At 40.9% G+C, this 13,536-nt stretch carries 10 protein-coding genes, 2 tRNA genes and 1 pseudogene; 4 read left to right on the top strand and 9 right to left on the bottom strand.

Going from position 1 to position 13,536, the window contains the following annotated elements; all coding sequences use genetic code 11:
- Positions 1-98 precede the first annotated feature (98 nt).
- Both nagX and SWP_RS16500 read left to right on the top strand, forming a co-directional pair.
- A complete protein-coding gene (gene nagX / locus SWP_RS16505) occupies positions 99-1,253 on the top strand; it encodes a transmembrane glucosamine N-acetyltransferase NagX (protein WP_420804972.1) in 1,155 nt (384 codons plus the stop codon).
- A 263-nt stretch (positions 1,254-1,516) separates the two neighbouring features.
- Positions 1,517-2,830, top strand: coding sequence for a sugar MFS transporter (locus SWP_RS16500; RefSeq protein WP_020913728.1), 1,314 nt, complete (start codon positions 1,517-1,519; stop codon positions 2,828-2,830).
- Between the two features lie 983 nt (positions 2,831-3,813).
- Here the strand turns inward: SWP_RS16500 and ltrA are convergent.
- From ltrA to SWP_RS16450, 9 genes and pseudogenes are all read right to left on the bottom strand, one after another.
- Positions 3,814-5,286 (bottom strand): annotated as a pseudogene (gene ltrA / locus SWP_RS16495) (group II intron reverse transcriptase/maturase).
- 741 nt (positions 5,287-6,027) lie between these two features.
- A complete protein-coding gene (locus tag SWP_RS16490) occupies positions 6,028-6,471 on the bottom strand; it encodes a hypothetical protein (RefSeq protein WP_020913726.1) in 444 nt (147 codons plus the stop codon).
- Between the two features lie 144 nt (positions 6,472-6,615).
- Positions 6,616-7,161, bottom strand: a complete 546-nt coding sequence (locus SWP_RS16485) for a hypothetical protein (RefSeq protein ID WP_044556015.1) — start codon at positions 7,159-7,161, stop codon at positions 6,616-6,618.
- The gene (locus SWP_RS16480; protein ID WP_044556014.1) at positions 7,086-8,123 is read right to left on the bottom strand and encodes a serine hydrolase domain-containing protein; all 1,038 of its coding nucleotides are present in this window, start codon (positions 8,121-8,123) and stop codon (positions 7,086-7,088) included. Before SWP_RS16480 ends, SWP_RS16485 begins: the two co-directional genes overlap by 76 nt.
- 161 nt (positions 8,124-8,284) lie before the next feature.
- Positions 8,285-8,731 carry a hypothetical protein gene (locus tag SWP_RS16475; protein WP_020913723.1) on the bottom strand — a complete coding sequence of 149 codons (447 nt, stop codon included), beginning with the start codon at positions 8,729-8,731 and terminating at the stop codon, positions 8,285-8,287.
- 94 nt (positions 8,732-8,825) lie between these two features.
- On the bottom strand, positions 8,826-9,209 hold the full coding sequence (locus tag SWP_RS16470; RefSeq protein ID WP_044556013.1) for a hypothetical protein: 384 nt from the start codon (positions 9,207-9,209) through the stop codon (positions 8,826-8,828).
- 546 nt (positions 9,210-9,755) lie between these two features.
- Positions 9,756-10,592 carry a TIR domain-containing protein gene (locus tag SWP_RS16465; RefSeq protein WP_020913722.1) on the bottom strand — a complete coding sequence of 279 codons (837 nt, stop codon included), beginning with the start codon at positions 10,590-10,592 and terminating at the stop codon, positions 9,756-9,758.
- Positions 10,593-11,755: 1,163 nt separating this feature from the next.
- Positions 11,756-11,831, bottom strand: a tRNA-Thr gene (locus SWP_RS16455).
- 52 nt (positions 11,832-11,883) lie between these two features.
- Positions 11,884-11,959, bottom strand: a tRNA-Phe gene (locus SWP_RS16450).
- A gap of 374 nt (positions 11,960-12,333) precedes the next feature.
- Between SWP_RS16450 and SWP_RS16445 the strand changes: the two genes are divergently transcribed.
- Both SWP_RS16445 and SWP_RS16440 read left to right on the top strand, forming a co-directional pair.
- A complete protein-coding gene (locus SWP_RS16445) occupies positions 12,334-12,885 on the top strand; it encodes a cytochrome b (RefSeq protein WP_020913721.1) in 552 nt (183 codons plus the stop codon).
- Between the two features lie 39 nt (positions 12,886-12,924).
- Positions 12,925-13,500 carry a YceI family protein gene (locus SWP_RS16440; protein ID WP_020913720.1) on the top strand — a complete coding sequence of 192 codons (576 nt, stop codon included), beginning with the start codon at positions 12,925-12,927 and terminating at the stop codon, positions 13,498-13,500.
- Positions 13,501-13,536: the final 36 nt, after the last annotated feature.

Below are 13,536 nucleotides of genomic sequence, written 5' to 3'. Positions count from 1 at the left end.
ACCTAAACCTCTGTAGCTTAAGCTATCGAGGTTTTTTGTTATCTATTGAAATTGAGCCATAACAGCTATTTGTTTAAAGAGTGATACTAATGACAATAATAAAAAATACCCAATCACAGACAGAGCACGGCCCCAAAAAAAACAAAGTAAGACTTAAGTCACTCGATGCGCTACGCGGGTTTGATATGTTTTGGATTTTGGGTGGTGAAGCCATTTTCGCCGCGCTTATTGTGTTAACAGGCTGGGGCGGCTTACATTGGCTCGATAAACAGATGCACCATAGTGCATGGCATGGTTTCACCTTCTACGATTTAATCTTCCCGCTTTTTATATTTTTATCAGGTGTTGCACTTGGGCTATCGCCAAAAAGACTAGATAAGCTGCCAATGGTTCAGCGAATGCCACTCTATCAGCACGCTGTAAAAAGGTTACTGTTATTGCTATTGCTTGGAGTTATTTATAACCACGGTTGGGGCACTGGTGCTCCTATGGCATTAGGAGATATTCGCTACGCTAGTGTATTAGGGCGTATTGCTTTTGCTTGGTTCTTTTGTGCCTTGCTAGTTTGGCATACTAGTCTCAGAACCCAAATCATTGCCAGTGTCTCGATTCTAGTTGGTTATGCTTTATTGCAAATGTTTCCGCTGATAACACTTGATAGCACCGGTGCGTTTACAGCTACCGGATCGATTAATGCCGCCATCGATGGCATGTTATTACCAGGCGTTATTTTTCAAAATGCAGCGGTTGACCCCGAAGGGATCTTATCGACTATTCCCGCAGTCGTTAACGGGCTCCTAGGTGTTTTTGTCGGTCATTTTATTGTTAAGACCCATGCAAAAGGGGAGTGGTATAAGCTTGCTGTAATGTGTTTATTAGGTCTAGGGCTACTAGCTCTTGGCTGGCTAATATCACCTATTATCCCCGTTAATAAGACGTTATGGACCAGCAGCTTTGTGCTGGTTACCTCTGGTTGGAGTGTGCTGTTATTGACGCTATTTTATGGCGTTATCGATGTGATGAAGCTCAGCCGCTGGGCATTTCCGTTTATTGTGATTGGTTGTAATGCCATAGTTATCTACCTTGCCACCAGTATTGTTAACTGGAAGTATACTGCTGATAGCCTATTTGGTGGGGTTATCAATTGGTTTCCTGTACCTGCTCAGAGCTTAATGGCGGTAATTGGATTATTACTAGTGCAGTGGTTGGTGCTTTATTGGATGTATAAACGATCAATTTTCATAAAGGTTTAAGTCTTTGTTATTAAGCTGTTGAGTTGCGCCATTAAAGCGACTGAAAAGTCGATGCTGGTGAATGAAATTATTTCGCTTAAAGTTAAAATGACAGCGTTGTCTTTTTACTGGTAATGTTTTAACATCAATGAAACAATAACCCAGCGATGGGGACTAAAAGCAGATAAAAATCTGTTGTTGATAAGTAAGCAAAATGGAAGGAAGGGATAGCAGGCGATTCTGTTATCATCAAATTAATTACTATAAGAAGCAGGTTTAAATACATGACAGCAACGACTCAGGCTCAAGCTAGCCCTAAGAGCAGTATTCTACCTATGACCATAATAGGTGTGCTCTTTTTTATCTTTGGATTTGTGACATGGCTTAACGGCTCTTTGATCCCATTCCTTAAAATCATCTGTGAGCTGAATGAATTCCAAGCGTTATTTGTCACGTTTGCTTTTTATATTGCTTATACCGTGATGGCACTACCCATGTCATCGATACTCAAAAAAACCGGCTATAAAAATGGTATGGCTATCGGCCTTGCTATTATGGTTGTCGGTTCATTGCTGTTTATCCCAGCAGCTCAAAGTGCCAACTTTATCTTATTCTTAGGTGCGCTATTTGTTTTAGGCACTGGACTTACTATTTTACAAACAGCATCTAACCCTTATGTAGTGCATATTGGGCCTAAAGAGAGTGCTGCGATGCGAATAAGCATCATGGGGCTGATTAACAAAGGTGCGGGTGTTATCGTTCCCATTTTGTTCACTGCTTTAGTATTGTCAGGTTTTGAAAACTTTACTGCAGATCATTTAGCTGCATTGAGTGAAACTGAGCGTACAGCGCAAATCAGTGAATTGTCTTCACGTCTGGTCGCGCCGTACATCTATATGGCCGTTGCGCTGACATTCTTGATCGGATTAGTTAAGTTTTCATCACTGCCTGAATTAGAATTTGAAGCGGCAGATGATCATCAAACTAAAGGCAGCATTACTCATTTCCCACAGGTGATTTTAGGTGCCGTAGCACTGTTTGCTTATGTAGGTGTAGAGGTGATCGCTGGTGATACCATTGGTTTATATGGCGCGAGCCTCGGGGTGAATAATTTTGCTTCATTAACTTCGTATACCATGGTGTTTATGGTGTTGGGTTACATTATTGGTGTCACCTGTATTCCTCGATTTATTACTCAAGAAAAAGCGTTGTTAGGATCGGCGATAGCGGGTATTTTATGTGTCATTGGTGCAACTACCGCCTCAGCCGATAGCACGCTTATTGCCGATATTCTATGGGGTTGGAGTGGCATACCTGTTATCCCTAATACGGTCACATTCGTGGCTATGATGGGGCTAGCTCATGCATTGGTGTGGCCATCAATCTGGCCATTAGCGCTTGAAGGCCTTGGGAAATATACCGCACAAGGTTCGGCGCTGTTGATTATGGGGATCTCTGGCGGTGCTATTTTACCGCTAGTCTTTGGTAAAGTTGCTCACTTTGCTGACAATACACAGTTAGCTTATTGGGTGTGCCTACCTTGTTACCTATTCATCTTATTCTACGCCCTTAAAGGCCATAAGATGCGTAGCTGGTAGTTAGGTCGTTTATAGCGTCGACATCAATTTAAGGGAGCCATAGGCTCCCTTTTTTGTTGGCCGCGTATTAGCTTAAGCAATTGCTAGTACAAGAGCAGGGCGAGGGAGTCGTGATGTTAGTTGCCTATTTATGCTTGGCGTAAATTGTAAGTGCAAGTAGCTAAGGGGCATTGAGCTTTCGATGCTACTCAGCTGCATTGAGCTGCTGCAAGTCGTCGTGAATATATCCTATAGGCTCTGCTAAATCATCCATGATTTAGAAGCTTGAACAGCCCAACCCAGATGAATCGCAGGCTGTTCCATGAGTCTGACTCGTTAATGGGCAACAGTTTGTTTGTGCTTGAGCACTTCTGCATCTAAAAGCCAAACCAATCACACTTCGTTTGATATAAGATCGTGGCGCTTCACCCAGTCTTGCAACAAAGAGTCGAGCCAAGGGGCAAAGCGCTTGCGCCCGCTCTTGATTTCACATGAGTCACCCCCTCAGCGCCGCAAACGAAGTTGTCTTCCTCATACTTATTCGAAATAGCCTAACGCTTCCGATGGGACATCTGATGTAAATGGATTTACGAATGCCGCGATGGCATGGTCAATGATGTTCCCGACATCATATAGACATTTCCCATATCCATATGGGGCAGATGCCAAAGAACGGCCTGTCCCGCGAAAGCTATGCCCAACTCTGATAGGCAGGATGCCTGAATGTCTTGAAGTGCATGGATGCATGAGAAAGACCGTGTGGGCATTACAGACTTTGGCTTATAAAGAGTCTTCAACGCACTTCGGTAACTTCGATGGGGAGTGGGTGTATTGGCTGTGTCTGTAATGGCTGTTAGTCACTAGATATCAGCCTAACGGCCAAGCTCATTATTGTCGGATAGGCGGCACTTGTTACCAAGTGCCACCCTCCTAAGAACCGTACGTGCAACTTTCACTGCATACGGCTCAAGCCTCCACAAAGGCGTATTCTGTTACCCAGCACCCTACATAGCAGCCAAAACAGGATCAAACCAAGAGTTTCTGCCTTCCTTTGCCCGTTTCCGCTTACTTAAGTAAGCTTCGTATTCGGGGTCGTAAGGTATAGCTGCGCTCCTGATTTTCACATGTCTTTTTATCGGCGTTTGAGCTATCTGAACCAGATTAAAATGGCAGTCCATGTTGGCAATCTTCTGCCAGCCATGGAATTGCCACCCACCTATGCGATTCATGTAATATTTACGCCTCACCCAGTCCTTACTTTTCGTTGGATGACGCCTTACCGCCCATCGCCATAACAGCCAGAAAAGTTGATGGCCTACATAACCGAAAACTTGCTTTGCAACACTGTGGCGATAATAGTTCGCCTATCCTCTCAGTTTCGGATTCAATATTTTGATTAAATCGTTAACGGGGATTGTTGGATGTTTTCTGATGAATTCACGTAGATTACTCAAAAATGATAGAACGTTACTCTTGCTCGGTTTAATGAGCAGTTTGCCTTTGTACTTCCTAAGATTGAATCCCAGAAAGTCAAAACCATCATCGATATGAGTTATGTGCGTTTTCTCATCAGAGAGTGTTAAGCCTCTTTCCTGTAGAAAGCCAATGAGTTGCGGTTTGATTTCATTGACGAGCACTTCCTTCGAAGAACCTGTGATAACAAAATCATCTGCGTACCCGATAAAGTTGACTCTATTCCCTGTTTTACAAGCAATAGACTTAACCAACTGTTCTAACCCAGCCAGCGTCAGTAACATCAGCGTTGGGGAGATTATCCCGCCTTGCGGTGTTCCTTCTGCTGTTTTGTAGAACAATCCTTTATCAACATAACCACATCCAAGCCATTGTTTCAGCATTCGCTTATCTAATTGAATGTTATCGATGAGCCATTGATGACCAATCTTATCGAAACAGGCTTTGATATCTCCCTCAAGAACCCACTGACTAGAGCGCTTCATACACAAACATTTGAAGCACTGTGCAATTGCATCTGCTGCGCTTCGGTTAGGTCGAAAGCCATAGCTATTGAGGTCGGCTGCCGTTTCTGAAATAGGCTCCAAGGCGAGAAGATGAAGCGCTTGTTGCGCTCTGTCTATCATGCAGGGAATGCCTAAAGGTCTGAGTTTGCCGTTTTTCTTGGGGATGTAGATACGCCTGAGCGGTTTGGCATGATAGCCCTTTCTACTCAGTTGATTGACCGCACCTATACAACGAGCATCACTGTTCCAAATGATCCCGTCGATTCCAGGTGTTTTGCTGCCTTTGTTTTGAGAAACTCTTTTAACTGCAAGCAATTTTGCTGATTTAGAGTGAGTTAATATCCACTGCAACGCTTTCGCCTTACCGTGTTTACCTTCTCGGGTTGCTTTTGCAATGCGCATTTGAAGCTTTAATACATGTTGCTTAACCGCTTTCCAGTTAATGGATTGCCATTGAGCGCTGTCAGGAGATGCACTAACTTCGATTGAAGCCATCATTTGCGTTTCTCCTTGAATAAAGTTCTTCAAATCATCTTGCAACGGGAGACCAGCTAGAAGTCAGCTCGCTTTTGCGCCAGATAACAACCTGTATCCGCATCATTACAACACGGCTTTCGCTTTTTCCAGCCTCCTTTACCTACATCACTATCAGTAGCCTTCGCAGGCCACTTTCCCCAAAGGGAGCAATACAGGCTTACCCTGTTCCGTATGTCGCGCAACGTCAGGTTAGATGCCCACTATAGTGCGGAGAGTTATTTGATCACGAAAGAGCACTGTCCAATCTCTTTCCAACTCTCGTGCCTTTTGGCCACAGCGTATTAACCACTTCCGCTGTTTCTCATATAACGCACCTTACATGGATTCACATACGTTCATCATACTGACACCCTAGCACTTACCCGATTGTGGTTATCAGGAAGAACGTCCTCTCACGATTCAGTTCCCATTTGACATAAGCCAAATATCGTTACATTGTCAGACTCGCTACTTTATTCAGAGTCTTAGGGTCATCTGGTGATACAGATGGTTCACTCTTACCGTGGTGAACAACGCTTCATACGACTTCAGGTCGCACGGACATAAATGAGCTAGAAAATCTGCTCTAGCTCATAAATTTTTGATTAGACAAAGTATGGTAAATTCTCTAATTAGCTCCGACCCCTTTACCTTACCTCGCGAGGTACGAGCGCAGCCGGGCTAGCAGAAATCCGACTACAGTGCCTTGTTATGTTTTTAACCTCAAAACAAATCATTAGCGCACTTGTCTGCTGTACCGTTATCTGAAATAACTTTTATATTTTCAAAATGATTTGCTTGCGTCCAGTTGTATGCATATGCCCGAACTACACTTCGACATTGTTCATTCCCTTCGTCAATCGATACGACTAGCTGGTAGGAATTGCCCTTTACGATCGTTTTCACAACCCGTAGATCAACCCCGTTATTTGTAGACAAGCGACTAACTGTCATTATCTCACCGACGGTTGCAGATCCCATATCTACAGAGCTTGTCTTAAAACACTGCCCTAGATAGTTGCTATAACTTTGTTCTAGCTTTTCTGGTGAAATAGCTGAGCAATACTCTTCGCTCTTCTTACCCGATATTTTTAATTGCTCAACAGTGTTGACTGAAACACAACCACTAAGAAAAACAGCAATTGATATTGCAAATATATTTTTCATAACCATTTAAATCCTCAAAAAACATAACGCCCCAATAAGAGGCTAAAAATTGTTTGCTAAAATGTGTAGCGAAGCGAACGTAGCCAACTGTAACGTGCCCTTGTTGATTTTCTTGTTAGTTGGCTTTTACGCCACTTTTTTTAGTTATACCTTGTTAAAGTTTTCTCCGAAAAGCGATAAGCCTTTAACTTCACCATTTTTTAATTTATATGTTAAAACTTTGCCTCCTTCATTCATTTCAGAGAACTCGACCCGCATTGTATCCAACTTAGTATAAGCTGTTGCTATTGTACTAACTTCACCTAATCTCACTTCAAAAACACCTGACTTAAGCAGTTTAATATTTAATTGTCCCCAAAGAGGATGATGAAATACTCCAACATATTTTTGTTTATCCAGACTAAGTTGCATAACTCTAGAGGATGCTTTTTTTGCCTTTATATCGTTCCACTTTTTAATGTTTGCTTTCACTTCAGAAGCTCTCATTCGCATCGCTAAAATATGCTTTTCTGCCTTTTTATTGGCATCCCCATCATCAAGTAAAATACTATAAGCGATATCACTTACTGCATTGGTTAAATATTGACTAATTTGATTTTCATTATTCAATACCACTAAACCAATATTATGCTCTGGAATAAAAGAGCTGTGGGTATGAGTACCAGCAACACCACCAAAATGATGAAGCATTCTACTTCCTTGTATGGGCCTATTTGCCAGCCCCATGCATAACCAGTACGTTTAAAATCAAGAAAACTTGCATTGTGTGAGACTAATTGTTGGTGAGACTTTTTAATTACTTCAGCAGGGAACACTTGTTTGCCATTCACTATTCCCTGGTTGAGCTGCGCGATTAAAAATAGCCCAAGATCAGATGCAGTTGCAATAGTTCCACCAGCTGCATGCATTGTTATATCGCTTTTCTCAAACGGTAAAATTGCTGTAGGATCTTTACCTGTTAATCCATAAGGACGAGCTACCGCAATACCTTTTTTAGTGGCATCACTCATGTAGGAACTAGTATGATTCATGCCAAGTGGTTGATAAATTGTCTCTGATAATATCTTTTGCCAGCCTTGCGCGTAGAAGTCATCAACCCATACACTAGCAATATTAAAACCAAGATTGGTATATTCAAATTGCCCCAAAGGGTTTGTTTCATTTTTAGCCGAAGCACTTAAAAGAGTATGACGCTGCTTAAGATTATGGTTGCCTGTGAAAGCTAAAGTATTTAAAAATGCATCATTCTCGATGCCTGAAGAGCAAGACATCAAGTGTTTTAATTGTACTTTATCTGCATCTATATTCAGAAAGTCTTGCTTAGGGAACATTTCAGCCATTGAAGTGCTGTCTTTAATATCTCCATTGTGTTCCAACAGTAAAGTGGACAATGCGAACATAGGTTTTGTTATTGAGGCAATATAGAATGCTGTTTCAGCAGTTACTTTCTTGTTTTCTTTGATGTTAGCGTAACCAAAATACCCTTCATAAACAATTTCCCCCTCCTTAACAACGGCAATAGCGGTGCCAGAAGGCAAACCTATTTCTTTTTTCGCTGCGTTTACATATTTATCAATGGCAGAGAAATCTTCCATAGCATAAGAGCTACTTGCCCAGATAGACAACGACACTAGAAGGGGAAAAACTTTCATTATTTAAGTCCTTTTAAAAATTAATTTTGCTATTTAGGCTTTTGACGAGTGCAGGCATCGGTAAGCCAACTAACGCCGCAATAAGCGGACTGAAATGGTGGGTTATAATGTGTAGCGAAGCGAAATTTAACCCACTGTTTTAGTTTTATTTAATTTCCTTGCTAGGCATTTTTTACACTTAGTTTTGCCCAACTCTGAAAAGTACCAACTGAATAAAAGATACCTATCGATAAGCAAATCCCAGAACTTACAAGCCAAAAAGTTAAACTGTTTTCAGGAAACATTGGCATGATTGCAACAAAAGCTACTCCACGTATTAGGTAGATTAGCGAAATAACAATTAAGCCAAGTTTAAGAAGAGGAAGTCTAAAAATAACTTTAGAGCCAGATAAACCATATAGTGACCAAATAGATAAAATCAAAACTATGATTGATGTAACAACTGTAGGGTACCAATGTCCATCTTCAGCCATTCGAGCCATTTGCTCACCAGCACCAAAAAAACGATACCAGTCACCACCGAAAATAATACAACCTAAATGAGCTAGAGCAGCAATTGCACTTCCAATTGAACCAATGATTAAAAATTCATTCTTACCTGAATCCACGAAACATCCTTAAATGTCTAACGCCCCTCTAATAAGTGAACCATGTGCTGGCGGGCGATTTGCTCAGCAAATGGTATGACAGCCTTGGCGAATCTTAATTCAGAGGCTTGTTAGGTGTCTGGGGAGACTTTGAAAATGTTCTGACACCCCATATGTTTGCCAACTGAAAAATAAAAATACCAACCGCTACTTTATATAGCGATAAATCTACAACTAGCACCAGAACCCAACAAGGGGTACACAGATACGAATTTCCTAGCATAAACGCACACAATGTACTTCTTAGTGCTTCAAACACCTCACCATTAACACAGAATAGCCTTACACTGGCAGCTACCATAGCAAAAAAGGTTGCAGTGAACATTACAAGCCAAGCTAATGGGCTATCACTAACTATCAACGCAAGTAGTACTAGTAACACCAAAGGTGAAAGAAGGGAAAGGCTTCCTGCATAGGTTCGACGTTTATCATCATCCATGTTGAACACCTAACGCCCCGATCAAACGGCTAAATAATGTTGGCTATAATTTGTGAGGCACGAACACAGCCAACGTTATGTGTCCGATTGAATGCCTTGTTAGCGAGCTTTGACACTACGCCAATTTGAACCTAACACATAAAAAATATAAAGGTAAATTAGAGGCCAAATAACTGCAATAACAATTGAAAGTAATTTACTTATATTTTTGAAGCAATGAATAATCGAACAGACCCAAAGATAAAATGTTGATGCTAAGGACAGATAAAAGAAGCCTAACTCCAAGAGATGCATTTCCTCTCCGTCGAGGCCCGAGTCGATTACTCGAGGATCTTCGATATAATTTAATAAGGATAAATATGCCCAAATAGAAAGGCTCAGGGCTAAAAGTATTAGTAGTGACTTAGAATTCAAGAACAGTTTCATAATGCTCGCTAACGCCTCAATCAGAGGCAAAAAATAGTTGGTTAAAATTAGCGACGCAGGAGCAAAACCAACTGTTTTTTGTCCTGCTGAATTGACTTGTTAGCTGCACTTTACACCAAACTAAAACTTCGGAGCTTGCGGTATGAAACCTTGCTGTGGTTTAGGTGCAAATAATTTAGCAAGCTTCTCTTCATTTTTTAAACAAATATCTACACCGTAATCAGTAAGACGATATGTAAAATATTCATTGCCATTAAAGTCACTATCATTCTCTTTTTCAATTAAGCCAACTCTTTGCAGCTTAACTATTGCAAGGTTTAGAGTTGGAGACGGAATATTTTTTTGAATTTTATTAGGTAAATCCCAACTTCTACAACCCTCTACGTCGTTGTTGTAGCTCTCTAATAATGAGCCCAAAATAATAAGATCGTTTTCTGATACTTCGCTTAATACATTATTAACATCAAGCTTTTGAACTTTAGGTGTACTAATTTCTTGAAATACACCTTTATTATTCATTTCTCTTTTTATTTGTGTTGAAGCATAGGTTAACGATGAAGTTAAGTTTGCATCTGAACGATTTGGATCATAGTCAGTAGGAGTAATACCAAGTAAGTCACTTGGGAAGTGTAGCTCCACATCGCGGGGTTTTATGATAAAGCATCTCTCTTTACCAATAGAACCAATAAACAACCCAAGTTCGAAAAGTACATTATCCCTTACAACATATTGTTCTCTTGAGCGCATAATTGCCAAATCATCAGGAGAAAATATGAAAGCAGAGAAATCAACAGATTTAGATTTTAAAATCAGATCATCTAACGTACTACTAGATAGATTAAATGTGCCACTGCGCCAAATAGTAACTTCAGCATCAAACTCTAAGTTTTCAGCAATTGCGTCAGCTATAGGTAAACTCTCTACTGAAGAGCCTATGAATATTCTAGGTTTACTCATCTGTCACCAAATCTCCATGTGCAGCTAACAGCTTATTCATTAGTCGCTCGATAACGTTCTTAGCAACTCGTTAATTTTTTAACAAGCTATCACTGCTAAGGCATTGCTGTAAATAGATAATTTCTAAGTCTAGGTTAGATGAATTGCCTTGTTGTGTACGGAGAAAGAGAGCCTAGGGTGTTCAATGGGTCCGTGTATCACTTTTCTACATTTGTCATAAGACTGAATTTTATCGGTTTTATGTAATGTTAAAAAATTATCGATGCCTAGTAGGACCGTTTTTGGCATATTCATTTGCGCCATAATGGACGTTCTTCGCTTTCATCAGAGATTCATAACTCTGGATGCTACAGGGCTCGATATGAAGACCTTAACAGCATCTTCACTGAGTTATTAAAGCGTAAATACTTAGCACTTGTGTTTTAGCTTTAGCGGTTTTCCCGTAAACATCTGAGCCTAAAACTATTTCAATGAACTCAAAGAATCAAATCTCCCCGTTGGAAATTTAGCTTTTTAAATTTCGCTGGGGGGCTGAGGGATATCCAAAAGGGGGCAAGCGCTTTCCCCTTTTTGGTCTGGTGCGGGCGAAGCGCCACGACTTTGATTTAGATTTGGTTCTGAATTAAAAAAAATAGCCATTAGCAATGGTGGCTAACTAATTTTGGGGCATTTCCGCGTTAAGCATCAAGCCGCAAGAGTATAAATTGAAACACCAGTTAACCAGTGTAGATACGGCTGAAGCCGTCGAAAACATGGATGTTTTCGCCGAGCTTACACGGACGTACTTGAAGCGTGCTTCAGCAGTGTCTGCACATACCCCGCTGGAGGCGATGAATAGTCATGAAGCCACAAGTTCAAATAAACTCCTTTGCAACACCAGTCAAAATGTAATTAGTCTTCATTCGAAGGCTAACCAACTTTGGGGCAGAAACTAGTTTCAAAAACTAACAGAACACACTAACTCCCCATCGGAAGGGTTAGGCTCTTTTGAATTCGTGCGAGGGAGACTACTTAGGCCGAGAGTAACTTGATAAAACTAATCGTTAACTAAAACGATTTGGGCAGAGTGGCTCCGCATTAACCTGAAAGAAAGTTAAAGTGATCTCGATGTCAGAACGTTAGATACAAAAAAGCCACTCTATTGAGTGGCTTTTTTGTTTTTATGGTGCCGGCACCAAGAGTCGAACTCGGGACCTACTGATTACAAGTCAGTTGCTCTACCAACTGAGCTATGCCGGCTTATCTTGCTAACAAGTTATCTATTTATACAGATTAACTCATTATAAAATGTTGGTGCCCGAACCCGGAATCGAACCAGGGACACGAGGATTTTCAATCCTCTGCTCTACCGACTGAGCTATTCGGGCAACTACCGTTATATAAACGTTAGATTTGCTACTTCAAACCAAGCCGTTAAAGCCTGTGTCGTTTGGAGTGCGCGTATATTATAGCGCTGAGTTTTATCCTGCAAGCGCTTTTTGTTTTTAGTTGGACTGTTCGCCTAGTTTGTGTGCAGTTATAAAAAAACGAACAATGCTAGCGTTAAAAAAATGGGTTTTAACGACAATAAATGGGCTCAAATGACTTTTTATTTGATTAACACTTGCAGTTAAGGAGTTGGAGTAACTGCGGTGTAATTGTTTTCTGTTCTAAAAAGTAGAATGTAAAGACCTAAATTTACTGATTTTATATCCAAAAGTAGAATGTATGATGGCTCCATATTATTTATTTAGGGGGCATGATGCTGTTAAATACTAAAAGCGCTTATGGGTTAATCGCTATCCTGTTGCATTGGCTTTCTGCATTTACCGTTATCGGTTTATTTGCTGTTGGTTTTTGGATGGTTGATCTGACCTATTACAGTGAGTGGTACAAAACTGCGCCGTACTGGCATAAAAGTATCGGGTTGCTGCTGCTTTTGGCGACATTTTTCCGAATACTATGGCGACTATTCACTCCTAAACCTGAGAGCTTAACGACTCATAAAAGTTGGGAGATTAAAACCAGTCATTTTGCCCATTTCGCTCTGTACTTACTTTTAGTGATCATCATGTTGAGTGGTTATTTGATATCAACGGCTGATGACCGAGGTATATGGGTGTTTGATTGGATTGAAATTCCTAGCATTGGCGCCATTGTTGATGATCAGGCTGATGTTGCTGGGGTTATCCATCAATACGCAGCATATAGTTTGATTGGCTTGGCAATTGTGCACGCTATTGGGGCATTGAAACATCACTTTATCGATAAAGATTCAACATTACTTAGAATGATTAAAACTCAACAAGACTGACATTTAAACAAGATTTGCATTTATAAGGGAGAGAGTAAGATGAAAAAGGGTTTATTGGCGACGACATTAGCAGCGAGCTTAATGATGGCAAGTTCTGCTCAGGCGGCTGACTATGTTATCGATACTGAGGGAGCACATGCATCGATAGAGTTCAGGGTTAGTCATCTAGGTTATAGCTTTGTCGCTGGCCGTTTTAATACCTTTGCTGGTGACTTTTCATTTGATGAAACTAAAATCGCTGACTCGAAAGTTAATGTTACCATCAATACTGCCAGCGTTGATTCAAATCATGCAGAGCGCGATAAGCATCTACGTAGCCCTGACTTTTTAAACACTGCTAAGTTTCCTGAAGCATCGTTTGTATCAACCTCTGTTGATGATAAAGGTGATGGGAAGTTTGTACTCAACGGTAACTTTACCTTTAATGGTGTCACTAGACCGCTAGCGATCGACGCTAAGATAATAGGGGAAGGTAGCGACCCTTGGGGCGGCTACAGGGCTGGTTTTACTGGCAGCACAGAGTTTGCGCTTAAAGATTACAATGTACAGATGGACTTGGGACCAGCTTCTTCCCATGTAAGCCTAAATCTTGTGGTTGAAGGGATTAAAAAATAATTCTTAGCATAGAATAATAAAAAAGCGCCTCAAGGC

Source organism: Shewanella piezotolerans WP3, from assembly GCF_000014885.1.
In the GTDB taxonomy this organism is placed as follows: Bacteria; Pseudomonadota; Gammaproteobacteria; order Enterobacterales; family Shewanellaceae; genus Shewanella; species Shewanella piezotolerans.
The sequence above is the reverse complement of the archived record's forward strand: the minus strand, read 5'-3'. Positions and strand labels throughout refer to the sequence as shown.

Coding starts and splice junctions, on each gene's coding strand:
- SWP_RS16500 (WP_020913728.1), top strand. CDS start 1,517: ATGACAGCAACGACTCAGGCTCAAGCTAGCCCTAAGAGCAGTATTCTA.
- SWP_RS16490 (WP_020913726.1), bottom strand. CDS start 6,471: ATGAAAAATATATTTGCAATATCAATTGCTGTTTTTCTTAGTGGTTGT.
- SWP_RS16485 (WP_044556015.1), bottom strand. CDS start 7,161: ATGCTTCATCATTTTGGTGGTGTTGCTGGTACTCATACCCACAGCTCT.
- SWP_RS16480 (WP_044556014.1), bottom strand. CDS start 8,123: ATGAAAGTTTTTCCCCTTCTAGTGTCGTTGTCTATCTGGGCAAGTAGC.
- SWP_RS16470 (WP_044556013.1), bottom strand. CDS start 9,209: ATGGATGATGATAAACGTCGAACCTATGCAGGAAGCCTTTCCCTTCTT.
- SWP_RS16465 (WP_020913722.1), bottom strand. CDS start 10,592: ATGAGTAAACCTAGAATATTCATAGGCTCTTCAGTAGAGAGTTTACCT.
- SWP_RS16445 (WP_020913721.1), top strand. CDS start 12,334: ATGCTGTTAAATACTAAAAGCGCTTATGGGTTAATCGCTATCCTGTTG.
- SWP_RS16440 (WP_020913720.1), top strand. CDS start 12,925: ATGAAAAAGGGTTTATTGGCGACGACATTAGCAGCGAGCTTAATGATG.